The organism is Helicobacter pylori (assembly GCF_015904775.1).
Taxonomy (GTDB): Bacteria; Campylobacterota; Campylobacteria; order Campylobacterales; family Helicobacteraceae; genus Helicobacter; species Helicobacter pylori_DM.
Window position 1 is genome coordinate 40,111 of the sequence record NZ_JADZNC010000004.1, and the last position, 24,575, is coordinate 64,685.

General features: G+C 38.1%; 29 protein-coding genes and 1 tRNA gene. 12 read left to right on the forward strand and 18 right to left on the reverse strand.

Annotated features, from left to right (window positions below):
* Positions 1–26: 26 nt before the first annotated feature.
* Genes I6852_RS03455 through I6852_RS03465 form a run of 3 tightly spaced genes read right to left on the reverse strand, consistent with a single transcriptional unit; the run spans position 27 to position 2,057 of the window.
* Entirely contained in the window at positions 27–869 is an 843-nt protein-coding gene (locus I6852_RS03455; RefSeq protein WP_197291417.1) for a bifunctional riboflavin kinase/FAD synthetase, read from the reverse strand.
* Positions 835–1,542 carry a 23S rRNA (cytidine-2'-O)-methyltransferase TlyA gene (gene tlyA / locus I6852_RS03460; RefSeq protein WP_197291416.1) on the reverse strand — a complete coding sequence of 236 codons (708 nt, stop codon included), beginning with the start codon at positions 1,540–1,542 and terminating at the stop codon, positions 835–837. Before tlyA ends, I6852_RS03455 begins: the two co-directional genes overlap by 35 nt.
* Complete coding sequence (locus I6852_RS03465) at positions 1,542–2,057, reverse strand: hypothetical protein (RefSeq protein WP_000523534.1); 516 nt, start codon at positions 2,055–2,057, stop codon at positions 1,542–1,544. The genes tlyA and I6852_RS03465 overlap by 1 nt, the downstream gene beginning before the upstream one ends.
* Positions 2,058–2,123: 66 nt before the next feature.
* Here I6852_RS03465 and pyrB point away from each other — a divergent pair, with 66 nt between their 5' ends.
* The 8 genes from pyrB to I6852_RS03505 all read left to right on the forward strand — a co-directional run bounded on the left by pyrB (position 2,124) and on the right by I6852_RS03505 (position 10,761).
* Positions 2,124–3,047 carry an aspartate carbamoyltransferase gene (gene pyrB, locus I6852_RS03470; protein ID WP_197291415.1) on the forward strand — a complete coding sequence of 308 codons (924 nt, stop codon included), beginning with the start codon at positions 2,124–2,126 and terminating at the stop codon, positions 3,045–3,047.
* A gap of 294 nt (positions 3,048–3,341) precedes the next feature.
* Positions 3,342–4,781, forward strand: coding sequence for an outer membrane beta-barrel protein HofB (gene hofB, locus I6852_RS03475; RefSeq protein ID WP_197291414.1), 1,440 nt, complete (start codon positions 3,342–3,344; stop codon positions 4,779–4,781).
* 90 nt (positions 4,782–4,871) lie between these two features.
* Complete coding sequence (locus tag I6852_RS03480; RefSeq protein WP_197291413.1) at positions 4,872–6,527, forward strand: ABC transporter ATP-binding protein; 1,656 nt, start codon at positions 4,872–4,874, stop codon at positions 6,525–6,527.
* Positions 6,521–7,144, forward strand: a complete 624-nt coding sequence (locus tag I6852_RS03485; protein WP_120930008.1) for a neuraminyllactose-binding hemagglutinin family protein — start codon at positions 6,521–6,523, stop codon at positions 7,142–7,144. Before I6852_RS03480 ends, I6852_RS03485 begins: the two co-directional genes overlap by 7 nt.
* Before the next feature lie 3 nt (positions 7,145–7,147).
* On the forward strand, positions 7,148–7,717 hold the full coding sequence (locus tag I6852_RS03490) for a restriction endonuclease (RefSeq protein WP_197291412.1): 570 nt from the start codon (positions 7,148–7,150) through the stop codon (positions 7,715–7,717).
* A gap of 132 nt (positions 7,718–7,849) precedes the next feature.
* Positions 7,850–8,995 (forward strand): AAA family ATPase, encoded by a 1,146-nt coding sequence (locus I6852_RS03495; protein WP_197291411.1) that lies wholly within the window; start codon positions 7,850–7,852, stop codon positions 8,993–8,995.
* A complete protein-coding gene (locus I6852_RS03500; RefSeq protein ID WP_197291410.1) occupies positions 8,988–9,710 on the forward strand; it encodes a DUF3226 domain-containing protein in 723 nt (240 codons plus the stop codon). Before I6852_RS03495 ends, I6852_RS03500 begins: the two co-directional genes overlap by 8 nt.
* Positions 9,711–9,765: 55 nt before the next feature.
* Positions 9,766–10,761 carry a HoxN/HupN/NixA family nickel/cobalt transporter gene (locus tag I6852_RS03505; RefSeq protein WP_197291409.1) on the forward strand — a complete coding sequence of 332 codons (996 nt, stop codon included), beginning with the start codon at positions 9,766–9,768 and terminating at the stop codon, positions 10,759–10,761.
* Positions 10,762–10,764: 3 nt separating this feature from the next.
* Here I6852_RS03505 and I6852_RS03510 read toward each other — a convergent pair whose 3' ends face one another.
* The gene (locus tag I6852_RS03510) at positions 10,765–11,280 is read right to left on the reverse strand and encodes a flagellar FLiS export co-chaperone (protein WP_197291408.1); all 516 of its coding nucleotides are present in this window, start codon (positions 11,278–11,280) and stop codon (positions 10,765–10,767) included.
* A 135-nt stretch (positions 11,281–11,415) separates the two neighbouring features.
* On the opposite strand from I6852_RS03510, the gene csd4 reads away from it, so the two are divergent.
* The 3 genes from csd4 (at position 11,416) to I6852_RS08270 (ending at position 13,241) form a co-directional block, all read left to right on the forward strand.
* The gene (gene csd4 / locus I6852_RS03515) at positions 11,416–12,732 is read left to right on the forward strand and encodes a DL-carboxypeptidase Csd4 (RefSeq protein WP_197291407.1); all 1,317 of its coding nucleotides are present in this window, start codon (positions 11,416–11,418) and stop codon (positions 12,730–12,732) included.
* A gap of 84 nt (positions 12,733–12,816) precedes the next feature.
* On the forward strand, positions 12,817–12,990 hold the full coding sequence (locus I6852_RS08265; RefSeq protein ID WP_197292972.1) for a hypothetical protein: 174 nt from the start codon (positions 12,817–12,819) through the stop codon (positions 12,988–12,990).
* A 119-nt stretch (positions 12,991–13,109) separates the two neighbouring features.
* Positions 13,110–13,241 (forward strand): hypothetical protein, encoded by a 132-nt coding sequence (locus I6852_RS08270; RefSeq protein ID WP_414735870.1) that lies wholly within the window; start codon positions 13,110–13,112, stop codon positions 13,239–13,241.
* A 149-nt stretch (positions 13,242–13,390) separates the two neighbouring features.
* Here I6852_RS08270 and copP read toward each other — a convergent pair whose 3' ends face one another.
* The 7 genes from copP to I6852_RS03560 are packed head-to-tail and all read right to left on the reverse strand — an operon-like array spanning position 13,391 to position 20,057.
* Entirely contained in the window at positions 13,391–13,591 is a 201-nt protein-coding gene (gene copP / locus I6852_RS03530; RefSeq protein WP_150180673.1) for a copper-binding metallochaperone CopP, read from the reverse strand.
* Positions 13,592–15,829, reverse strand: a complete 2,238-nt coding sequence (gene copA / locus I6852_RS03535; protein ID WP_197291406.1) for a copper-translocating P-type ATPase CopA — start codon at positions 15,827–15,829, stop codon at positions 13,592–13,594.
* Positions 15,826–16,539 carry a CDP-diacylglycerol--serine O-phosphatidyltransferase gene (pssA, locus tag I6852_RS03540; RefSeq protein WP_001122192.1) on the reverse strand — a complete coding sequence of 238 codons (714 nt, stop codon included), beginning with the start codon at positions 16,537–16,539 and terminating at the stop codon, positions 15,826–15,828. The genes copA and pssA overlap by 4 nt, the downstream gene beginning before the upstream one ends.
* A complete protein-coding gene (locus I6852_RS03545) occupies positions 16,529–16,783 on the reverse strand; it encodes a hypothetical protein (RefSeq protein WP_197291405.1) in 255 nt (84 codons plus the stop codon). Before I6852_RS03545 ends, pssA begins: the two co-directional genes overlap by 11 nt.
* 2 nt (positions 16,784–16,785) lie before the next feature.
* Complete coding sequence (gene ftsH / locus I6852_RS03550) at positions 16,786–18,684, reverse strand: ATP-dependent zinc metalloprotease FtsH (RefSeq protein WP_120857179.1); 1,899 nt, start codon at positions 18,682–18,684, stop codon at positions 16,786–16,788.
* Between the two features lie 8 nt (positions 18,685–18,692).
* Positions 18,693–19,670 (reverse strand): 50S ribosomal protein L11 methyltransferase, encoded by a 978-nt coding sequence (gene prmA / locus I6852_RS03555; protein ID WP_197291441.1) that lies wholly within the window; start codon positions 19,668–19,670, stop codon positions 18,693–18,695.
* 12 nt (positions 19,671–19,682) lie between these two features.
* A complete protein-coding gene (locus I6852_RS03560; RefSeq protein WP_000772151.1) occupies positions 19,683–20,057 on the reverse strand; it encodes a chemotaxis response regulator CheY in 375 nt (124 codons plus the stop codon).
* 310 nt (positions 20,058–20,367) lie between these two features.
* Here I6852_RS03560 and I6852_RS03565 point away from each other — a divergent pair, with 310 nt between their 5' ends.
* On the forward strand, positions 20,368–20,949 hold the full coding sequence (locus I6852_RS03565) for an outer membrane protein (protein ID WP_231626113.1): 582 nt from the start codon (positions 20,368–20,370) through the stop codon (positions 20,947–20,949).
* Position 20,950: 1 nt separating this feature from the next.
* Here I6852_RS03565 and I6852_RS03570 read toward each other — a convergent pair.
* From I6852_RS03570 to tatB, 7 genes are all read right to left on the reverse strand, one after another.
* Positions 20,951–21,038, reverse strand: a tRNA-Ser gene (locus I6852_RS03570).
* 42 nt (positions 21,039–21,080) lie between these two features.
* Complete coding sequence (locus I6852_RS03575) at positions 21,081–21,488, reverse strand: hypothetical protein (RefSeq protein ID WP_197291403.1); 408 nt, start codon at positions 21,486–21,488, stop codon at positions 21,081–21,083.
* 2 nt (positions 21,489–21,490) lie between these two features.
* Complete coding sequence (locus I6852_RS03580) at positions 21,491–21,733, reverse strand: PP0621 family protein (protein ID WP_197291402.1); 243 nt, start codon at positions 21,731–21,733, stop codon at positions 21,491–21,493.
* Positions 21,727–22,263, reverse strand: coding sequence for a 16S rRNA (guanine(527)-N(7))-methyltransferase RsmG (gene rsmG / locus I6852_RS03585; protein ID WP_197291401.1), 537 nt, complete (start codon positions 22,261–22,263; stop codon positions 21,727–21,729). The genes I6852_RS03580 and rsmG overlap by 7 nt, the downstream gene beginning before the upstream one ends.
* Complete coding sequence (gene queA / locus I6852_RS03590) at positions 22,260–23,297, reverse strand: tRNA preQ1(34) S-adenosylmethionine ribosyltransferase-isomerase QueA (RefSeq protein WP_197291400.1); 1,038 nt, start codon at positions 23,295–23,297, stop codon at positions 22,260–22,262. The genes rsmG and queA overlap by 4 nt, the downstream gene beginning before the upstream one ends.
* Positions 23,298–24,059 (reverse strand): twin-arginine translocase subunit TatC, encoded by a 762-nt coding sequence (gene tatC / locus I6852_RS03595; RefSeq protein WP_187899302.1) that lies wholly within the window; start codon positions 24,057–24,059, stop codon positions 23,298–23,300.
* Positions 24,052–24,534: a Sec-independent protein translocase protein TatB gene (gene tatB, locus I6852_RS03600; protein ID WP_120808799.1), complete on the reverse strand. Its 483-nt coding sequence runs from the start codon at positions 24,532–24,534 to the stop codon at positions 24,052–24,054. Before tatB ends, tatC begins: the two co-directional genes overlap by 8 nt.
* Positions 24,535–24,575 lie beyond the last annotated feature (41 nt).

The window sequence follows — 24,575 nt, forward strand, 5'->3', positions numbered from 1 at the left end:
GTTTTTAAAAGCCATTTTAACACAAATTATCTCAAAATCTCTTTGGCTCTTAAGATGTCTTGTTGGATCTGATTTTTAAGCTCTTTTAACGAAGAAAAACGCATGTTGTCTCGTATTTTTTGAACCCAACGCAAAGCGATTTCTTTAGGCGGGTTTTCTATGATAGTATCAAGAACATGGCATTCTATGGCGAAATGTTGATCCGTGCTCAAGCGATTGCCTATAAAACTCACGCTTTTTTGATAAATTGGATCTTTTATTTTCACTAAACTCGCATACACCCCAAAACTAGGGAGGATAAAATCTTTAGTTTTGATATTTAAAGTAGGCGCTAATTCTTTATGCCCTAAGCCTTGATCGCTAATGACTTCCCCACACACTTCATAAGGCCTGCCTAAGAGCTTGTTGGCTAAAAGTAAGTCGCCATGACTTAGGGCTAGTTTGATCATCTTAGAATGCACGCTAATATTTTGGATTTTCACTTCAGGCACAATAATGGTTTTTTCAAAACGCTCTTTTAAAAATAAAGCGTCATTTTGTCTTCCATGCCCAAACCTGAAATCATAGCCCACCACCAAGCGTTCTAAGTTGGGGAATTTCTTTTTTAAAAGCTCTAAAAATTCTAGGGCATTTAATTGTGAAATCTCTTCTAAATACACAAAAAATAAAGGCATTTTAACGAGTTTAGCGCGGTATTTTAGGGGGGTCAAATAGCCCTTAGTGTAATGTTTTTTTTCTATGATTAAAAGGGCTTTAGGATCTTTTAATTCCTTAAAAAGGGCTTGATGCCCTAAATGCAAGCCGTCAAATTTACCGATAGCTAAGCTTTTAATCTTAGGCTCGCTTGAAATGGATAAAAAATTCAACATTCCCGTTTTTCCCTTTCACTAAGCTTTCTTGGATCTTTAAGATTTGAAAATCCTTTGTTTTTAAATGGTTTTTAAAGTTTTCTAAAGCGTTTAAAATGGCTTCTTTATCCACCACCACCCCCTTTTTATTGCGTTTTGCGGCTCTGCCCACTTCAAATTGCGGTTTGAAAAGCGCCAAAAATTCATCGCTTAAAGGCACAATCGCTTCTAAAATACAATATAAAGAAATAAAGCTCACATCACAAAGCACTAAATCAATTTTTTCTGGCGTTTTAAACCCTCTAATATCGCATTCTTCGTAACATTCTATGCGTTGGTCGTTTTTCAAACCCTCATCTAATTGCATTTTCCCCACATCCACGCAAAGCACCCTTTTAGCCCCTTTTAAAAGAGCCACTTGACTAAAGCCCCCCTTGCTCGCTCCCACATCTAAAACAACCTTTTCTTTAAAATCTATAAAGTGATTTTCTAAAAAAGCCCCTAATTTTTCCCCAGCCCTGCTAACGAATGGATTGGTAGCGATTAATTCAATTTGATCACCCTCTTTAACGATAAAAGAGGGTTTAGAGATCACTATTTTATTGACTAAAACCCGATTTTTTAAAACCAACGCTTTAGCTTTTTCTCTGCTATTTGCTAAATGCTGGTTGAATAAGGCGTAATCTAATCGCATTAAAATTGAGGTAAGGGGACTTGATAAGCGAAATTAAAAACAATCTTGCCTAAACTATAGGCATCAAGCTCTAGTTTGGCTTCTTGCACCGCTAAATAATCCAATTTGTCAAAAGCGAGTAAAAAGGCTCTGCTCCAGCGATTCGTGGTTTCTAAAATGCCATCAAATTCATCTTTTGTGATTTCTCGCACCCATAAAGGCTCTGATCCTGTAGGTTTTGTGCCAAAAAGTTCATAAGAAATATAGCCATCATCTATCCAGTCGTTATTTTGCGTGAAAATCTCCACTAAAAAATACTCATGATCATAGTAAGTGCCGCTATCCACATCGTTTAAATGCGTAGCGATAGCCGTGATGATAGGCACATTATCTTGGGTGATTTCGCCTTTTCTGCTGGCTTGGATCTTTTTTTCTAACACTAAGTCTAGCGTGTAAGTGTCTTCATTAAAATTGCTCACACACCCCAAACAGAAGAATAAAAACACCAGAAGTGTTGAGAGATTTTTCAAGCCCATTCCTTGCTAAAATCCATGCCATTTTTAGCTAAAATAAAACCTATATTATAACTAAAAGGGGGTTTTATGCCAAAAAAATGCCGACACTTGCTCCAAACCAGCGATTTAAGCCTAGATGAAATCAAGCTTTTATTGAACAAAGCGAGCGTTTATGCGAACGATTTTAACGCTGTATCTTTAGAAACGAAAGAAAAAATGCACAATAAAATCATCGTGGCTTTATTTTTTGAAAATTCCACCAGAACGGTGTCTAGTTTTGAAATCGCAAGCTTGAGGTTAGGGGCAAAAATAGTGAAATTAAACATGCAAACGAGCTCCACTTCAAAGGGTGAAACTCTGATAGACACTTTTAAAAATATCCATGCCATGCAGCCTGACGCTATTATCACACGGCATGCTTTTTCAAGCGCACCTTTTAAATTAGCCGAATTTTCACAATGCCCCTTGATTAACGCAGGAAGCGGCACAAGCGCTCACCCTACCCAAGCCTTATTAGACTTGCTCACCCTTTATCGGCATTTTGGCAGTTTGGAAAATTTAAAAGGGAAGAAAATCGCTTTCATAGGCGATGTGAAAAATTCCAGAGTGGCTAATAGCAACATTAAATTACTCCAAAGGCTAGGGCTTGAGATCATGCTGTGTGCTCCAAGCTCCATGCTCCCTACCACTTCTTTAAAAACGACGCATAATGTTGAAGAAGCGATAGGATTTGCTGACATCTTAATGAGCTTAAGGACCCAAACCGAACGGCACAACGCGCCCATTTTTGCGAGCTTGAAAGATTACGGCAACGCTTATTGCATCACCCAACAACGCCTAGATGATCACGCTAAAAATAAAGAGATCATTATTTTACACCCAGGCCCGGTGCATAGGGATATTGATATAGAAAGTGCGGTGTTAGAAGACAAGCGATCTAAAGTTTTAGAGCAAGTCAAAAATGGCGTAGCAATGCGCATGGCGGTGTTGGAGTTTTTGCTAATAAATTAAATTTTAAAAACTTAAAAAAGGCTTTTAGCATTGTTTAAAATCAATATAAGAGTTTCACAAGAGTTTTTGTATGAAGAAAATGAGTCTGGTTGTAAAACAGTGCAAAAATCCCACTTTGATTAAATTTTGATTTACTCTCTCTCATTTTATGATGAAACTAAAAAAATTTCGTTATAATCTAAAATAGTTGAGTTAATTAAAAGTAAATAAATAGCTTGATTATGCTTCTTTGTTTTTTAGATCAGTTAAGAATTGTATAGTCTTTAAGATGTATTGGCTATTAAAAGGGAAAAAATGAAAAATAGCGCGCCTTTAAAGAATAAAGTTTTTTGTGGGTTATACGTTTTGAGTTTGAGTGCTTCTTTGCAAGCGTTTGATTATAAAATTGAAGTTTTAGCGGAGTCCTTTTCTAAAGTTGGCTTTAATAAAAAAAAGATTGACATAGCTAGGGGGATTTATCCTACAGAGACTTTTGTAACCGCTGTAGGGCAGGGCAATATCTATGCGGATTTTTTATCCAAAGGCCTTAAAGATCAAGGGCATGTTTTAGAGGGAAAAGTCGGCGGAACAATCGGTGGGGTCGCTTATGATAGCACGAAATTCAATCAAGGCGGATCGGTTATTTATAACTACATCGGTTATTGGGATGGCTATTTAGGGGGTAAAAGGGCCTTGCTTGATGGCACGAGTATCCATGAGTGCGCGCTTGGATCTGATGGCAAGGTGATTGATTCTATAGCGTGCGGGAACGCTAGGGCCAATAAAATCCGCCGTAATTATTTGATGAATAACGCTTTTTTAGAATACCGCTATAAGGATATTTTTACGGCTAAAGGAGGGCGTTATCAATCCAATGCTCCTTACATGAGCGGTTACACGCAAGGCTTTGAAATCAGCGCTAAAGTTAAGGATAAAAATGAGGGAAGCCACAAATTATGGTGGTTTAGCTCATGGGGTAGGGCGTTCGCTTATGGGGAGTGGATTTATGATTTTTACTCTCCAAGAACCGTGGTTAAAAACGGACGCACTTTGAATTATGGTATCCATTTAGTGGATTATACTTATGAAAGAAAAGGAATTAGCGTCAGCCCTTTTTTCCAATTTTCGCCTGGGACTTATTATAGCCCTGGGGTGGTTGTAGGCTATGATAGTAACCCTAATTTTGATGGCGTGGGCTTTAGATCCGAAACAAAAGCTTATATTTTGCTCCCTGTCCATGCCCCCTTAAGAAGGGATACTTATCGTTACGCTGTGAAAGCGGGTACCGCCGGGCAAAGCTTGCTTATTAGGCAACGATTTGATTACAATGAATTTAATTTCGGAGGAGCGTTTTATAAAGTGTGGAAAAACGCAAACGCTTACATAGGCACGACAGGAAACCCTTTAGGCATTGATTTTTGGACCAATAGCGTTTATGATATAGGGCAAGCCTTAAGCCATGTGGTAACCGCTGATGCCGTCTCTGGCTGGGTTTTTGGTGGGGGCGTGCATAAAAAGTGGCTGTGGGGGACTTTATGGCGTTGGACTAGCGGCGCTTTAGCCAATGAAACGAGCGCGGCTGTTAATGTGGGCTATAAGATCAACAAGAGTTTGACAGCGAGCGTGAAATTAGAATATTTTGGCGTGATGACGCATTCAGGCTTTACGGTAGGGAGTTACAGACCCACGCCCGGCTCTAAAGCGCTTTATTCAGACAGGAGCCATTTGATGACAACCCTTAGCGCCAAATTCTAACCAATCGCTTTAAGCTGTTTATTAAAGCGTTAAAAATCCCTTAATAAAAACACTATAATACAAGTTTAATCAAATCCAAAGGTTAAGCATTTGAAACTCTTTTTCAAGCGTTATTCTAAATATCTTAAAGAGCATTATAAAAGTTTTATAGTGGTTTTATTTTCTTCTTTAGTGGTGGCTTTAAGCACGGCTTGGGGGACTTATTTAGTCAAGCCCACTTTAGATGAAATTTTTATCAATAAAGACACTCACATGCTCAAAATCCTGCCTTTTTTAGTGATTTTGGCGTATTTGGGCAAGAGTGGGGGCATGTATTTAGGCACTTATTTCACTAACTTTATTGGGCTTGATATTGTCAAAAAAATACGCAATACTATGTTAGAAAGCCTTCTCAAAATGGAAATGGATTTTTTTAACAAGACTAAAAAGGGCGAATTGATCGCAAGAATCACCAATGATATAGGTTTGATCAGAGCGAGTTTGTCCAATTACCTTTCAGAGAGCCTAAGAGAGGGGCTAACGATTGTTGGATTAGTGGGGGTGGTGATCTATCAAAGCCCTAAATTAGCGTTAGTGGGGCTAGTCATCATGCCGCTAGCCGCCATTCCTATCAGTAAAATCATTCGTAAGGTTAAAAAACTCGCTAAATCCCATCAAGAGAGTAACGCCAAAATCACCGCTCGTTTGAGTGAAGTTTTTAACAATGTGGAAGCGATTAAAATCTCTAATGGCGAAAAATTAGAGCATAAGGCTTTTGTGAAAGAAAATGAAGCGTTTTTTAAAATCGGTATCAAAAACATCGCCGTGGCTGAAATTTCTTCGCCTTTAATGGAGTTTTTAGGCTCTATCGCTATAGCGCTAGTGATTTATTTAGGGGGGAATGAAGTGATTAGAGGCCATATTAGCGTGGGGGCGTTTTTTTCTTTCATCACGGCCCTTTTTATGTTCTATACGCCGATCAAACGCCTAACTAGGATCGCTTCTAATTTTCAAGAAGCCTTAGTCGCTAGCGACAGGATCCATGAGATTTTAGAAAGAGAGCCGGCTATTGTTGATGGAAAATTGACGCTGGATAACGCTATACACACCATTGAATTTAAAAAGGTATGGCTGGCTTATGCGCTAGACAATCAAGAGCGTTATGTTTTAAGCGATATTAGTTTGAAATTCCAACAAAATGAAATCATCGCTCTAAAAGGCGAAAGCGGGAGCGGTAAAAGCTCATTAGTGAATCTGATTTTACGCCTTTATGAGCCAAGCCAGGGCGAAATTTTCATCAATAATCAAAAAATAGAGAGCATCACTCAAAAATCCTTGAGAGAAAAAATTAGCGTCGTCACTCAAAGGGTGTTTATTTTTAACGGGAGCGTGGCTGAAAATGTGGCATATGGTTTAGAAATTGATGAGGTAAAAATCAAAGAATGCCTAAAAAAAGCTCAAGCCTTAGATTTTGTGGAAAAAATGCCTCATGGGATAGAGAGTGTTTTAGATGAATTTGGCGCTAATCTTAGCGGCGGCCAACGCCAAAGAATCGCCATTGCAAGAGCTTTGTATAAAGACGCTCAAGTTTTAATCTTTGATGAGGCCACTTCCGCTTTAGATAATAACACAGAAGAGAGCGTTAAACAAAGCATTTTAGAATTGAAACAAAATCGCTTGATCATTCTCATCTCGCACAACCCAAGCACGCTCCAATTAGCCACTAAACATGTGAAATTAGAGCATGGGCGTTTGACAGAATGCTAAGGGTTTTAAGCGTTGGTGTTATTTTTATTTTACTAGGGTGTCAGTTTTTCAACAAAACAACGCTCCATTTAAAATATAAAGATTACCCCAAAAACAGCCCTTTAAAAACCGCTTCCACTTTAACCCCCCCTAAAATCTTTTTTAACGCCCATTTTGTGCCGCCCTTTTACCAAAAAGAATTTAAAAAAGCACTCGCCCAGCAAATCGCTTATTTTTTAAAAGATAAAAGCGCTTTTACCCTCAATGTTTCAGGCAATGTTTTTTTTTCTTTTGAAGAGAGTCCTAAAGATTTAAAAGCCATTAAAGAAAGGCTTAAAAAGACGATTGAGCCTAACGCTGACCCTAAATCTGTCATGCGTTTTTTAAACCTTCAAGCGAGCTTGATTTTAGAATGCGTCCCGCAAACCGCTTGCCCGTTTGACACCCTTTTGATCCCCACCGCTTTCAGCGTGCCTGTTTATTACGCTAATCGTTTGGGCGATAACCCCTCTCTTTTTTCCCAAGAAGACAAATCCTATCATAACGCTTTAATCAAGGCCCTTAATAAGGCTTACTATTCTCTTATGGAGGGTTTAGAAAAGCGTTTGAACGCTATAGAAAATGCAGAGTGGCTTTAAGGCATGAAAAAGATTGCATTTTTTATTTTTGTCATTTTGTTTTCGGTAGGGATTTATCTAGCTTGGCATGTTTTATTGGAAAAAGCCTTAGAATTGAAATTAGTAACCTCGGCTAACGATTTGCTTTTAAAATTGTTCGCGCTTCTTGGCGTTTTTTCCATGTTAGTGCTTTTTCAAGGCATTATTTCTTCGTATAAGAAGCGCCAACTCAAACGCATTTTGCAAAAAATAGACGCCATGAACGGCTTTGAATTTGAAGAATATTCCAAAATCTTTTTCACTTCAAAGGGTTTTGAAGTTACAATCACTCAAAAAAGCGGCGATTATGGAGCGGATTTGATTATAGAAAAAGACGGCGTCAAATGGGCGGTTCAAGCCAAACGCTACTCGTATAAAGTTTCGCCCAAAGCCATTCAGGAGGTGGTCTCTTCTAAAGCTTACTACGCTTGCGAAAAAGCTTGCGTGATCACCAATAGCTACTTCACGCACGCCGCTCAAAAACTGGCTCAAGCTAATGAAGTGCTTTTGATTGATAGAGACGAATGGATCAAATTTTTGGGTGGGAAAAACTAATCCAAATAGAATAATTTATATAATGCTTTTATTTTTATGATTTCTTATTTATTTCCTATTAAATTTTTTCGTAATCGCATGCGTTATAATATGAAAATTTAGCATCAATTTCTGTTTGGATAAAGGGGTTCAATGATTCAGTCTGTTCGCATTAAAAATTTTAAGACTTTTAAGGACACTCAAATTGATGGTTTTACCAAACTCAACATTATTACTGGTGGGAACAATGTGGGTAAATCTAATTTGTTAGAAGCGTTGTATTGTTTAGTGGGAAAATCCATGCACCCATGCGCTAATCTAACAGAAATTTATGACAATATACGCAAAGAGCCTTTAAAAACAGAATCAAAGAACTTGATGTTTTATAGTTTAGACACTGAGAAAGAAATACAGATTGTTACAACTTTAGACAACAATCAGACCTTGGACTTGCAAATAAAATTCATAGCCAGTGAAAACCAAAAGGTAATAGAGTCGCAAATAATACCCACAGCAGAACAAACTCAAATGTCTTCTCAGCTTAATTTCACTCTTAAAAAAAATAATGAGGAAATTTATAACGATCACTTAAATATTGCTAAAATTCCTAATTTCCCACCAATTCCTAATCAGTCAGGCTACAACAGGCAATTTAAGAATTTTGAACCCAGTCAATTGCAAAAACTTTCACCCTTTGAAAGCGCTGTCATAATACCTAGCGATGTTGCTTACAGGCAAGCTCATATGATTCAAGCGGTGAGTAAAATTTGCAGTAACAACCAATTAGAAGAAGAATTAAATAAACATCTTAATCAATTTGATAACAATATCCAATCTATTAGCTTTAATACTAACAACCAACTCAAATTAAAAGTGAAAAATATCAAAGAAAAAGTCCCACTATCTGTATTTGGCGATGGTTTGAAGAAATATTTGCATATTGTAAGCGCTTTTATGGCTGATAATGCAAAAACGATTTATATTGATGAAGTGGAGAATGGCTTGCACTTTTCTCGCATGAAATTATTATTAAGGTGTGTTATTGATTTTATCAACGACAACAAAGATGGTAATTTGCAAGTGTTTATGACTACCCACAACCAAGAATTTATAGAAATTTTAAATCAAGTTATCAAAGAAAAGGATTTTGCGCATCAAACTAAGTTGTTTTGCTTAGAACAATACGATGATTTAATCGTTGCAGAGCCTTATTATGGAGAAAATTTATCTCTTTATTTCAAGAATGGCACCAATCTTTTTGGAGGTAAAGAAAGGTTTAAGGAAAATAATTATGAGTAAAAAGACACTCATTTATACAGAAGGAAAAAGTGATAAAAATTTTCTAAGTTGGTGTCTTAATGTTTGGGAATATCAAGCTCATTTTGATATATTCCATGTAGAAGGTAAAAATAACTTATTCTCAGATGGATTGTGTAAGGATATTAAGAGTATTTTAAATAATGAATACCACAGATATAAACAAGTGTACATTATTTGTGATGCAGACATAAAAGAAGAGAACCAAGAAAGCGATGCAGGTTTTGATAACAAGCTTAAGCATATTCGTAAAGAATTCAAAGAAAAAGAGATTGATTTTCCAAAAGAACAAATCTTTTTATTCCCTAACAATCAAGATGATGGTGATTTAGAAACCCTATTATTAGAAATTGCTAAACACGATGATTTTCTTAAATGTTTTGAAGGATACTTAGAATGCATTAAAAGTAAAGAACATTATAAACCGATTAAAAACATAAGAAAAAATATGCTATATGCCTATTTAGAAGTGTTTGAACTACAGAAATTTTTCCAATACAAGTGGGATACAAATAACAAGAAGAATGAAGAAAACATTATTATTGATGATAAAGGTAAAATAAAGGAAAAACATGAAGAAGATTATAGGAGATTAAAAGAAGTGATTGATTTTAACTCAAAATCTCTCATTCCCCTTAAAAATTTTCTAGGGCAACCTACAGAAAATAAACAAAAAACAAAACTTAAGATTTTCTAATTTAACAAAATATATTACAATCATTCAAAAAATATTATTTTACAAAAGGCGTGCTGTGAAATTGTGGTTTCCTTATTTTTTAGCGATTGTGTTCTTGCATGCATTGGGTTTAGCGTTACTTTTTATGGCTAATAACGCTTCGTTTTATGCGGCGGCATCTATGGCTTACATGCTAGGGGCAAAGCATGCGTTTGACGCGGATCACATCGCTTGCATAGACAACACCATTAGAAAGCTCACCCAACAAGGCAAAAGCGCCTATGGTGTGGGATTTTACTTTTCTATGGGGCATTCAAGCGTGGTGATTTTAATGACTATCATCAGCGCGTTTGCGATCGCTTGGGCTAAAGAGCATACGCCGATGCTAGAAGAAATAGGGGGGGTAGTGGGGACTTTAGTTTCTGGGCTTTTTTTGCTCATTATAGGGCTATTGAATGCGATTATTTTAATAGATTTATTAAAAATATTCAAAAAATCGCACTCTAACGAAAGCTTGAGCCAGCAACAAAATGAAGAGATTGAACGGCTTTTAACGAGTAGGGGCTTACTCAACCGCTTTTTTAAGCCCTTGTTTAATTTCATCTCCAAGTCGTGGCACATTTATCCTGTGGGTTTTCTTTTTGGGCTAGGCTTTGATACCGCTAGTGAAATCGCGCTTTTGGCCCTTTCTAGCAGCGCGATTAAAGTGAGTGTGGTGGGCATGCTCTCTTTACCCATTCTTTTTGCCGCTGGCATGAGTTTGTTTGACACTTTAGATGGGGCGTTCATGCTCAAGGCGTATGACTGGGCGTTCAAAACCCCTTTAAGAAAAATCTATTACAATATCTCTATCACGGCCTTAAGCGTGTTTATCGCGCTCTTTATCGGCTTGATTGAGCTTTTTCAAGTCGTTAGCGAAAAACTCCACTTAAAATTTGAAAACCGCCTTTTAAACGCCTTACAAAGCCTGGAATTTACAGACTTGGGCTATTACTTGGTGGGCTTATTTATAATAGCGTTTTTAGGCTCATTCTTTTTATGGAAAATCAAGTTTTCTAAACTAGAGGGCTAAATTTCAAGCCCTCAAATTATCGCTTAACAAATCTTTAAGGCTTTTATTTGAAAAACTTGGCATAAAGGCTTTAGGGTTTGAAAGGCTTTCGCTCAAATAACCTAATAATTCCTTAATTTCGTTTAATTTTTCTTCCAAATAAGCTTGAAACTTGCCCGCATTTTCCAATAAATCCAACGGATTAGCCACAATCATGGAAAAAACTTCATCATTGATTGCAATGTTGAGCTGAGTGTCAAACAAAGGGGAGGCTAAAAACTGGCAATTTTCTACAATTTCTCGCAATTCCTGTTTAATGATAGAAGCTTGCAAAGCGTCTTTATCTTCTAAACCCATGCTCTTATTGAAAAGCTTTTTGCAAGCGATTTGCAAGACTTGTAACGCTCCAACGCTCTCGTTTATATTTTTCATGTCCCTACTGAATTTGGCGATTTGTTGGGATTTTTCTATCGCATTGGTTGTAAAATCGCTTGTTTCAACACCGCCCAAATGTTTTTGAAGAGTTTTTAAAATATCCATAAAAAACCTTTTAAATAGAATTGATCATTCACAAGCATTTTTCGTTCCTTTTTTATGGAAACTTTAAAAAACACCCTTAAAAAGGTTTTTAGGTATAATTAGCGATCTTTTAGTTTTAAATAGTAGAGAGATTGGATGAAAAAAATATGGCTTTTGGTGTGGGGTTTGTATTCTTGGGTGTTTTTGCATGCGATAGAAACGATAGAAAAAGCCCCTACAAATGTAGAAGATAGAGACAAAGCCCCCCATTTGTTGCTTTTAGCAGGGATTCAAGGCGATGAGCCTGGAGGGTTTAATGCAACTAATTTGTTTTTAATGCATTATAGCGTTTTAAAAGGCTTGGTGGAAGTGGTTCCCGTATTGAATAAGCCTTCCATGTTAAGAAATCATAGGGGTTTGTATGGGGATATGAACCGCAAATTTGCCGCTTTAGACAAGAATGACCCTGAATACCCCACTATCCAAGAAATCAAATCCTTGATTGCAAAGCCCAATATAGACGCTGTCTTGCACTTGCATGATGGCGGTGGGTATTACCGCCCTATTTATATTGATGCGACGCTCAATCCCAAGCGTTGGGGGAATTGCTTTATTATTGATCAAGATGAAGTTAAAGGGGCGAAATTCCCTAATTTGCTTGCTTTTGCAAACAATACGATTGAGAGCATCAACGCCCATTTATTGCACCCCATTGAAGAGTATCATTTAAAAAACACGCGCACTGCGCAAGGCGATACAGAAATGCAAAAAGCCCTAACTTTTTATGCGATCAACCAAAAAAAGAGCGCTTTTGCTAATGAAGCCAGCAAAGAACTCCCTTTAGCATCAAGGGTGTTTTACCATTTGCAAGCCATTGAGGGCTTACTCAATCAGCTCAATATCCCTTTTAAGCGCGATTTTGAGCTTAACCCTAGCAGCGTGCATGCCCTAATCAATGATAAAAGCTTGTGGGCAAAAATCAGCTCTTTGCCTAAAATGCCCCTTTTTAACTTGCGCCCTAAACTCAATCATTTCCCTTTACCCCACAACACTAAAATCCCACAAATCCCCATAGAGAGCAACGCTTACATTGTAGGGTTAGTCAAAAATAAACAAGAAGTGTTTTTAAAATACGGCAACAAGCTCATGACACGATTATCGCCCTTTTATATAGAATTTGATCATTCTTTAGAAGAAGTGAAAATGCAAATTGACAATAAGGATCAAATGGTTAAGATAGGGAGCGTGGTTGAAGTGAAAGAGAGTTTTTATATTCATGGCATGGATAATATCCGCGCGAATGTGATTGGCTTTAGCGTTTCTAATGAGAGTAAGCCTAATGAAGCCGGCTATACGATTAGATTTAAAGATTTTCAAAAACGCTTTTCATTGGACAAGCAAGAAAGGATCTATCGCATAGAATTTTATAAAAATGATGCGTTTAGCGGGATGATTCTAGTGAAATTTGTGTAGGGATGGATAAACCTTACCAAAAGATCTCATAGCGTTTTAAGGCAACGCATGATATAACATGACAACCGCCAATAAAGGATAGTCATGCCAGACATTAGAAATCTTGATTTATCATTACCTGACTTAACAGAGAGGCTATGCAAAATAAGCAACAGACTTTATATCATGCGTTTATCTCATTCTTTTTCAGCAAGGGAATATTGTGTTTTAGAAACAATGCATGAGATAGTCCAAAAGGGTCCAAAAGGGTATGGATAGCTTAACACAGCGATTAGACAATGACTTAAAAGATAATCACTCCCGTATTCTTGTCCCTATTGAATGCATAAGGGGCTTATGCCTTGTTGGCAACATGAAACCTGATGGAGCTATGCGTATTGTTTGTTAAAATCTCTGAACTTATTCGTTCGCAATGCAGAAGCAATCTGTCTCGTAATTCCCTTTTTTTTATTGGTGGTGTGATTAGCGGCTTGAACAAGCAGATTCGTTTGTATCAAAAATGGAAATGAGAAAAGGAAAATGCGATAATTTCTTTCCCTTATTGTTATGATAAATCACCATTGAAGGGCGTGAAAACACCCAAACAAAGCATTCAAAGACAATAACCCTTTTGAATGTTGCGTTTTTTAACCTACTATTTCTATATCACACACCTTTATTATATTACTTCTTGCCCCGCATCCAATAAGGCTTCTTTAATCAAATCCTGTGTCGCTGGAGCGTCAAATTCCACAACCACGCTCTTTTTTTCCACGCTCACATCAATAAAGCTCACGCCTTCAATTTCGCCCACAAATTTTTCAATTTTATCCACGCAATGGTCGCAAGTAATGCTTGGCACTTGAAAAGTAACTTTCATTCAATGATCCTTAATTTTAAAATTCCTTAGCCTTTGGGAGTTTAAGACCACACTCACAGAGCTTAAACTCATCGCTAAACCCGCAATCGCCGGGCTTAACATGAGATTAGCCTTATAAAGAACCCCACAAGCTAAAGGGATAAACACGCTATTATAACAAAAAGCCCAAAACAAATTTTCTTTGATATTTTTAATGGTCGCTTGGCTTAATTTAATCGCGCTATAAACCGATTTAATGTCGTTGTTAAAGCTCACAATATCCGCTGCTTGCACGCTCACATCGCTCCCTTTAGCCATCACCACCGCCACATCGCTCATAGCAAGGCTAGGAGCGTCATTCAAGCCATCGCCCACCATCATCACGATCTGCCCTTTTTCCTTAAGCTCTTTGATCTTATTGAGCTTGTCTTGTGGTTTAGCGTTGCTGATATAACCATCAATCCCTAATTCAAACGCGCATTTTTGGACATTTTCCCTATTGTCCCCACTTAAAAGAAAGGTGTTAATGCCTAAATTTTTGATTTGAGCGATATGCTCTTTCACGCCTTTTTTGGGCAAATCTTCTAAAACAAACGCCCCTAAAAGCTCGTCTTCTTTTTCATTAATCATTCTACCCACAAACACTAAAATCCCATTTTCTTTAATTTCTAGCGTGTTAATAGGGTTAAAAAACTCGCTGTTACCCACTTTAATGATCTCTTTAGCGCCTTGATAATCTGTTTTAGCGCTGATGCCAAAACCCGTTTTCACTTTAACTTCACTCATTTCTTTTAAGGGAGCGTTATGCTCTTTGGCGTATTCTACAATCCCTTTAGCAATGACATGTTCGCTGCTCTTTTCAATGCTGCCCGCTAAACTCAATAGCTCTAATAATTCTATGTTAGAATGAACGCTTTTAACGACAGGTTTGCCGTTAGTGAGCGTGCCGGTTTTATCAAAAACGATCGTATTGACTAGCCTTGCTTTTTCTAAACTTTTAGCGTCTTTAAAAAATAAGCCTAAAGAACTCGCTTTTTGGTTCGCCACTAAAATACTCATAGGCGTAGCCAACCCTAAAGCGCAAGGGCAAGAAATCACCAAAACCGATACAAACACTTCTAAAGCGATTCCAAAATTCCACCAAAAATCAGGCTTAGGCGCGATGATGAGCCACACCACAAACGCTAAAACAGCGATAGCGATCACGCTTGGCACAAACACGCTTGAAACCTTATCCGCTAAGCGAGAAATCTCTGCCTTTGAGCTTTGAGCGTTATGGATCATTTCTATAATTTGAGACAAGGTGCTGTTTTTGTTATCTTGCGTGGCTTTCATTAAAAAACTCGTGTGGCTATTGAATGTCCCTGAAAAGACTTTATCGCCGACTTTTTTATAAACCGGTAACGCTTCGCCGCTTAACATGCTCTCATCTAATTCCCCTTCGCCCTCTATGATTTCGCCATCTACCGCAATCGCACTTCCAGGGAGGACTTTCAAAATATCCCCCACCACAATGCTGTCCACTAAAACTTCAATCTGTTGGTTATTTTGCATTTTAAGGGCGGTTTTTGGGGCGTTTTTCATCAAGGCTTGCATAGCGTCTAAGGCTTTGTCTTTAGAAACGTTTTCAATGCGTTTGCCCACCATCACAAACATTAAAATCACGCACACGCTTTCAAAGTAATAATGCCCATAAGACCACTGATCGGTATAATGATTGGCATAGACCAAATACAATTGCCACAGGCTTGAAATTAAGGCAGCGCTTGTGCCTATGGCGATAAGGCTGCTCATGTTGGGTTGTCTGTGCCATAAGGCTTTAAACCCTTGAATGTAAAAATCCCTCCCCCAATGCATGACAATGAGCGTGCCTATAAGCTGTAAGCAAGCGTTTAAAAAATTACTATGGTTGTTAATCGTAAGCAAGCTTTCAGGTAAAAGGCTAGGACTAAGCATCGCCCCCATAGAAAGATACACCACAAAAAGCGTGAAAATAACCGCCAACGCTAATTTAACATTAGGGCTAAAAAATTCTTTTTTTTCTTCCGCTAGAGTTTTTTTAGGGCTATAACCCAGTTTTTCAATGAGTTTAAAAATCTCGTCTAAATTGGTTTCATTTTCGTTAAATTCAATGTTAGCGCTCTTATTTAAAAGGCTCACTTCTATTTTTTTCACAAAACTTTTACGCCCTAAAGAGCGTTCAATCCCACTAGAACACGCCGTGCAAGTCATTCCCTCTATGTAAAAAGATTCTTTCATGCGCTTTTATTTTTATTAAAAATAATTTTTACCATTAAAAAGAGCCACCGAATGATGCCATAAATCAAATACAGCCCCATAAACACGCTTAAAGCTTCTAAAGGGCGCACAAACACTAACGATAAAAAAATCAACACTAAGATGAAAAGCTTGAGATTCCATTTGACTTTTTTAAAATTAGGGTAGCGGATATTGCTCACCATAAGCACCCCCAACAAGACAATAAAGCTTAAAAATAACTTTTCGGTATTGCCTTCTAAGAAATGGTATTTGTTATCCAATAACACGCAAAGCACCACCAATACCGCCGCCGCAGGAATGGGGATACCGATGAAAGAATAGGGGTCGCTTGTGTTGGTGCTGATATTGAATCGTGCCAATCGTATCGCTCCAAAAATCACAAACAACGCACTCACCGCCATGCCTATGCGCCCAAAGTTATACCCCACATAAAAGTAAGTGATTAAGCTCGGGGCTACCCCAAAAGCGATTACATCAGCTAAGGAGTCAAATTCAATACCAAACTTGCTAGTGGTGTTGGTAAGCCTTGCGACACGCCCATCAAGTCCGTCTAAAATAAGGCTCGCTACCACTAACCAGCATGCCATGACAAATTGGTAACTGGAAGCGTAAAAAATACTCATCATGCCTAAAAAAATACTGCTAGCGGTAAAAAGATTAGGGAAAAGATAGAGAGGGTTAATAGGCATTAGAGACTCTTTTTAACTTGGCTTTTAGAATAGGAATAAAAACGATTTCAAAACCAATTACGGGAAGAAAAATCTTGCAAGCGTTAAAAAACTTACAAGAAAAGAGCGTCAGATCGAACGCTTTATAGTGCTGTTGGTAAGCATGAGTTTTTAGAAAACAAAACCTAAAAAAAAGCTTTAAACAAACAGAATGTTTATCATAAGGCTTTAAACCCTTATCAAAAATCTGTTTGCAAGCCCGCACTCTTAACTCGCTTGCTCTTCTAAAGGGATCAAACGGCTTTCTAAATTGTTGGCAACTTCGTATTCGCTGATGATTTCACGCACCCTTTCGCCTGTAATGACTTCTTTGTCAAACAATTCTTTGACCATGATTTCAATCGCTTCTCTATAGTCGCTCAAGGTTTGTTTGACATGCTCATAGCGCTCTTCTAGCAAATTTTTAATGAAAAGATCCATTTCTTCTGCGGTTTTTTCGCTAAATTCCCTACTGCTTCCATAACCACCTCCCAAAAAGGCGTTCCGTTGCTTTTCTAACACCATAAGCCCACTGACACTGCTCATGCCGTAGTAACTCACCATGCCTTTAATAATATCAGTCGCTCTTTCTAAATCGTTGCTCGCACCGGTAGAAATTTCTTCCAAAAAGACTTCTTCAGCCGCTCTCCCGCCTAAAAGCACATCAATTTCAGCGATGAGTTCGTGTTTTTGCATCAAGTATTTGTTTTCTTCAGGCGTGTTAAGGGTGTAGCCTAAAGCCGCCATGCCCCTTGGAATGATAGAAACTTTATTCACCCTAGCACTCCCTTTAGTCATTTCAGAAATCACGGCATGCCCGCTTTCATGGTAGGCGACGATTTTCTTTTCCTTAGGACTGATGCGCCTGCTTTTCTTTTCTAACCCTGCAATCCCTCTTTCAACCGCTTCTTTTAAATGCTGTTGCTTGACTTCTTTTTGATTGTTTCTTCCTGCTAAAAGCGCGGCTTCATTGATGATATTCGCTAAATCCGCTCCTGCAAGCCCTGCAGTGAGTTTGGCGACTTCTTGCAAATTCACATCGTTAGCGAGTTTCACGCCTTTAATATGCACTTTTAAGATTTCTACCCTGCCATTAAAATCAGGCTTATCCACTAAAACCTGTCTGTCAAAGCGCCCTGGACGCATTAACGCCGGGTCTAAGATTTCGGGGCGGTTCGTTGCGGCTAAGACAATCACAGGCGCATTTTCGCTCCCAAAACCATCCATTTCGGCTAAGAGTTGGTTTAAGGTTTGCTCTCTTTCATCGTTCCCGCTCACCACGCCTCCAGCCGCTCGGCTTTTACCTATGGCATCAATTTCATCAATAAAAATGATGCTAGGGGCTTGTTTTTTAGCGGTTTCAAATAAATCCCTAACCCTGCTTGCCCCTAATCCCACAAACATTTCAATAAAACTGCTCCCTCCCATAGAGAAAAACGGCACATGCGCTTCGCCGGCTACCGCTTTTGCTAAAAGGGTTTTACCGGTTCCTGGAGGCCCCACTAATAACACGCCTTTAGGGATTTTGGCCCCTAAATTAGCGTATCGTTCAGGGTATTTTAAGAAATCTACGATTTCTACCACTTCTTCTTTGGCTTCTTCATTGCCTGCCATGTCATTAAAACGCACATTGGGTTTTTCAGCGTTAATGAGTTTTTTCGCACTCCCCATGCCAAAAATACCCCCACCCATATTTTTTTGCATGCGGTTTGCCATAAACATCCATAGCCCTAAAATCACTAAAATAGGCATGAGCCACCCTAACATGTCCGTAAAAAAGTTAGACTCGCTAAAACCAGAATAATTGATTTTTTTCTCGTCTAACAAAGGCACTAAGGTCAAATCAGGCACTCGTTTAGCGATATAAATCACACGATTGTTGCCCTCTTTATGGCTGGCTTTGATCAAAGTTTGACCGATACTCACATTTTCCACTTCATTATTGCTGATGAGCTGTTTGATTTCATGGTAGCTCACATTTTTAGTGCTAGAAGCTAAGAAATTGTCCGAAAAACTGCCATCAGAATTGAAAGAGCGCAGAAAAAAAATGAGTAAAATCCCTCCAAGAACCGCAAGGATAATGGGACTTTGAAAAAAAGGTTTTTTAGGTTCGTTCGTTGGTTTCATTATAATCCTTAATTTATTGGTTGTTTTTTAAGCAATTTTAGAGCGACCCATTCGTTACGCTGTCGCTGTTCTAAAACCTCAAATCCATTATAATAGATCTGTAAAACAGAGTTTAAATGGGTTTCTAAAATCCCTGATAAAATAAGAGTGTGGTTACAAAGCCGCACAAATTCACTATACAAACTCTTAATCACATCAGCGACAAGGTTCGCCACAATAACATCAAAACGCCCTTCAATTTTTTGCGTAGAGCCATAAATGACCTTATCTTGCGCTAATAGGGGTATTTGATTCAAGCTAAAATTTTTTAGGGTTTCTTCAACGGCTAAACTATCCGTATCGCAAGCTACTAAAGCGCTAACGCCTTGTTTTTTTAAAGCGATGCTTAAAATCCCGCTCCCACAACCCACATCTAAAGCGTTTTTGCGTTTTAAATCAAGGTCAGAGAGCAGTTCCAAACACATAGAAGTGCTTTCATGATGGCCTGATCCAAAGGCCAAAGCCGGATCAATCATTATGCTATCATCTATAGCGGCATGGCTTGGTTTTTGATGCCAGCTAGGGTGTATGTAAAATTTGGCGCATCGCACCGGTAAAACAGCTTGTTTGTAGGCTTCTAGCCAGTCTTTTGAAGCCAGATTGCGTGAAAGGTAGAAAAAATCAAACTCACTTTGCAGGTTTTGCTTTAAGTTCAAACAAAACGCTTCTAACGCCGGAAAAAGCGAATCGCTCAAATTTTTTTCAGAGCGTAAAATAACGAAATTTTTGAGATGTGGGGGTTTTTCTTTTAAATTTTCTTTTAGGGGGTTATGAGTGGCGAAATAACGCCAACTGGATTGGCTTACAAATTCAATGGTTTCTTCATCGTCAAACGCTTTTAAATTTTCTAAGCTTGATTCTTCTAAGGCTAGATGCGTGGCGTCTAAAAGAAAGCTCTCAAAAAGCTCTCGCTCCTTAGGGAAGATAAAGAAAAACTCATAATACATTGGCTTTAACACTCAATCGTTTGTCCCTAAAACAACCTCTAATTTTTCTTTCAAAACTTGGGGGGTAAAAGGCTTCACAATATAGTTATTCACGCCCGCTTTCAAAGCCGTAATGACCTCAGCCTTACCGCCCTCTGTGGTGATCATGATAATAGGGATTTCTTTAAAACGGCTATCAGAGCGCACCTTTTTAACGAGATCCAAGCCGTTCATTTCAGGCATGTTCCAATCTGTAATAAGCACCTTAGTGTCCGCATTAGCGTCTAGTTTCTCCCAAGCTTCCACCCCATGCTCAGCTTCTAAAACATCTTCATAGCCTAAGCGTGAAAGTGTGTTTTTAATAATTCTTCTCATAGTTGAGCTATCATCTACTACCAGTAGTTTCAAAGCGCTTCTCCTTTTAAGATTGCATTTAAATTAGGCTCTTTTTAAACAGCCAAAGCGTCTCTAACGCCTTATAATAATAAATCATTCCAAATAATAGCATGTTTTGATTAAAATTACCTTGACCAACAATAATCATTGGCTAAATGGAGCGTTTAATGAGCGTTCTCATTTGTAAAAAAATTCAGTTTGTTTGCTATCATAATCGTTTAAAAGTAATAAAATAACTTTTGAGCACGATAAAGGGTCATTGGATGGTTTGAAAAAAGAAAGACAAGGATTTTACAAGTAAGTGTATTATTTAAGAATTTTAATGCTGGGTATAAGTTTTTTAAATATTTTAAATGCTGAAAATTTGAGTTACATGTCTTCTTCTTATCAAATAGGCACGGTGTTTATGCGCCCTTTAAACACTAACAAGCTTTTACAAGGGGCTTCAATCCTTCAAGGCTATGAAGTGAATCCTAAAAACGATTGGGCTTATTCTAGGTATTATTTCTTTATAGATTATGGCAATGTGCTTTTTAATAATGACTCTACTTTGCAGGCGAACATGTTCACTTATGGGGTGGGAGGGGATTTTATGGTCGCCTACGCTAAAAACCCTATCAACCGCTGGGCTTTTTTCTTTGGCTTGCAACTGGCCGCCAACACATGGATACTCAACAATAAAGTCAAAGATTTGGTGGTGAACACTTGGGATTCGTTAAAAGATTTCAATTTTCGTAACACTTATTTCAGGGCTATCGGGAAATTTGGGGTGCAGTTTCGCACGATCGTTTTGTACCATAAGGTGGATGTGGAAATTGGCATGAAAATCTTTCTAACCCCTGAAAGGAGCAGCTTGTTTGAAAGGAGCTTTTTGTTTTTTGTTTCGCATTCGTGGCATTTTTAAATGGCGGAGAGAGAGGGATTCGAACCCTCGAAGGCTTGCACCTTACACGCGTTCCAGGCGTGCTCCTTCAACCACTCGGACATCTCCCCTTAAAAAGGGTTTATTATAACTAAGATTTGTTTAAAAAGGGCTTATTTTAAAAGGAGTGAGTCTTTAGAAATCACGCCATCAATCTGACTTTTAGCACAAATTTCCCACAACTCTGTATCGTTTAAATCCATAGAAAACAAGATTTTGCTATCTAACAAGTAATTCGTGGCGTGTTGTTGGGCGAGTATGGCTTGTTTAATATCCTTAAAAATACAATAGAGCGGTTTGAAAGCGTTGAATAAAAAAAAGGCGTCCGTTTCTATCTTGTGCGATAAAAAGATTACGCTAAAATGGACGCTATTTTCACAGCAATACTTAGCTAATTCCAAATTTTTTGGGTGCGCTTCAAAACACACTATATCGTTATTGGTGCTGGAATGAATAGCATCGGTGTCTTTAATGAAAACAAAACGAGCACTAGGGATTAAAGGGTGTCCTAAAATAAGCATTTTTATCTCTTATCTTTCAAACAAGTTTCACTGCAATAGGCTACCGCTCCGCTGTAAATAGCGTCTTTGCTAGAGACATAGGTTTGGCATTTAGAGCATACAATCATGTGATCTTCTAATTCTTTGGGGGTTTGTTGCGTGTAAGAGTGGTTGTCTTTGGGGTCGTCTTTGTGGGGTTTTTGCCTCAAAAACAAACGCCATAAAATCCACACAATAATGAGCAAGGGGATTAAAATTATTAACATAAACTTTCCTTTGATTTGTAAAAATAAACTCGTTTTTGATACATAAAGCATTCAGTGTCTTTACAAGCGATTTCATCTTTTAGCTGCTCGCCTTTATAGAATAAAAAATACCCCTTATCTTTTAGGAAGCGTTGGCTTTTTTCTATCAAAAAAGAAGAGCTAGCGACCGCTCTAGAAGTGATCAAATCCACTTGTAAAAGATTTTGATAATCTTCTAAACGCTTTTTAATGATTTCAATATTTTTTAAAGGCAAAACACTTTTAAGGTAGTTTAAAAAAGCCGCTCTTTTTATTCTTGGCTCTAAAAGAATGAATTGCGCTTCAGGTTTTTCAAGGGCTAAAGGGATAGCAGGAAGTCCCGCCCCGCTCCCAATATCCAAGCAGCTTTTAAAATCTTTGATAAATTCTAAGGGCTTTAGAGCGTCTGTGATCTGGGGTTCTAACTCGCTTAAATTCCTCGCGCCGCTCAAGTTGTGCGTTTGATTCCATTCTAAAAGGATGCGCGCATAATCTTGCAATAAGGGGTTCATAAAATCAGCATCCCATCGCCATAAGAATAAAAACGATACTTCTTTTCTATGGCTATTTTGTAGATTTCTTTGGTTTTTTCTAAGCCTATCATCGCGCTTACAAGCATTAAAAGGCTTGATTTGGGCAAATGGAAATTAGTGAGCAAGTGATTGACATGCTGAATAGGATTGGCAAGATGCAAGAATATATCGCATTCAAACGATTCTTGATTAGGGTTTTTTAAACGCTTAAAGTATTCCACGCTCCTTAAAGCGGTCGTGCCGATGCATAAAATCTCTTGGGATTCTTGCAAAATTTCTTGGCTCTTTTTAGGAATATGCAAAACTTCTGTATGGATTTGATGCTCTCTAATGTCCTTAGTTTCTACGCTAAGAAAAGTCCCAGCTCCCACATGCAAGGTCAAAAAAGCGTGCTTGAAATCTTTCAATAATTTTTCTAAGGTATTTTGAGAAAAATGCAATGACGCCGTAGGGGCAGCCACCGCGCCGATGTGTTTAGCGAACACGCTTTGGTATTCATGTGCATCCAAACTCTCATCCGCTCTTTTAATATAAGGAGGTAAGGGCATATGTCCGTATTGCTCTAAAAGCTTTAAGATATTTTCTTGATTTAAGGGGGTTTGATTGTCATAAAAAGCGATCAAGCGCTGGCCGTTATGAAGCAATTCCAAAACTTCAGCGTAATAATTTGCATCAAAGAAGATCTTATCCCCCGCTTTGATCTTACCCTTGATTTGAGTTAGGGCGGTGTTGCCTTTAAAAAAGCGGTGGAAAAACACTTCAGTCGTTTTTGATGGCAAAAAGGCATGTTTAGATCCAAAAAGCCTGGCCTTCATCACTTTAGTGTCGTTCAACACAATAAGGGCGTTTTTAGGGAAAAAGTCTAAAACATGCTCAAAAGTGGTGTGCGTGATTGTTTGCGAACGCCTTTCATAGACGAGCAATTTAGCCTTTTCTTTGGGCAAAATGGGGTAGTTGGCGATCAATTCCTTAGGCAAATAATAATCATAGCTTTCTAGATCAAATTCTTTCAACTACGACTCGCTCTTTGTATTCTCTTTGGTGTTATTTTCGTTATCATTTTCGTTATTATTTTCGTTGTCTTTAGGAGCCGGATTGACCATTTTGGCGATTAAAATAGAAAGCCCATAAAGCCCCACTAAGGGTAACGCCATAAAGATTTGACTCACCACATCAGGGGGAGTGATAATGGCTGCTACAATAAAAATCACTACAATAGCGTATTTGAAATACGCTTTCAAGCTCGCATCGGTAATCAAGCCCACTTTGGCTAAAAAATACGCCAAAACAGGCAGTTCAAACGCCACGCCAAAGCCTAAAATCAAGCGTGTGAAAAAGCTCACGTAACTGGACGCAGAAATATTAGCCGCAAACACATCGCTCCCAAAAGTGGCTAAGTATTCAATGATGAAAGGGAACACCACATAATAAGAAAACGCCGCCCCAATTAAAAACATGCCGCTCCCAAAAAACACAAAAGGCAAAATCACTTTTTTTTCATTCTTATAAAGGCCTGGAGCGATAAAGAGCCACAATTGCCAAAAAATAATGGGCATGGAAATGACGATAGCGGCTGAAAAACTGATTTTAACCGCTACCATGACCCCTTCAATAGGGGAGAGCTGAATGAGCGTGCCTTTATAAGAATTTTTAACAAATTCAAAAATATTTTTCCAAAAATGAAAACACCCCAAAAACGCCACTAAAATCGTTCCCACAGAAACCATCAAACGCTTTCTTAATTCCTGTAAATGCGGTTTTAAATCTTCAAACATGCTCTTTTTCTTTGTCGTGTTCTTTGGCGTTGTTATCGGTTGTTAATTGGACTTCTTTAGGAGATTCATCGCTTGAAACTTCTTCATTTAAGACTTCTTCATTGGAAACTTCTTTATTGGAGTGGTTAGGGGGTGCGTTGTTTTCTAGGCTTTTTTGGTAATCTTGCATCAAATCCTGAATGCTTTTAATCTCCTTTTCCGCAGTCACTTTAGCGTCTTCTAATTCTTCAATCTTAACGCCTTTAAGACTCTCCACTTTGTTTTCAAAGAGCTTTTGATACTCTAGGGTTTCTTTTTTGATTTCTTCAATATTGATTTCTTTATCTAAAGTGTCCTTAGCGTCATTGAGCGTTTTTTTAACCGCACGAAAAAACTTCACCACATCCACGACCGCCTGGGGGAATTTTTCTGGCCCTAAAAAAATAATCGCTACAACCAACACCACAAGGATTTCAAAAAAGCCCATGCCAAACATAATAACCTGCTTTTACACCCTTTAAAATTTTATCGTTATTG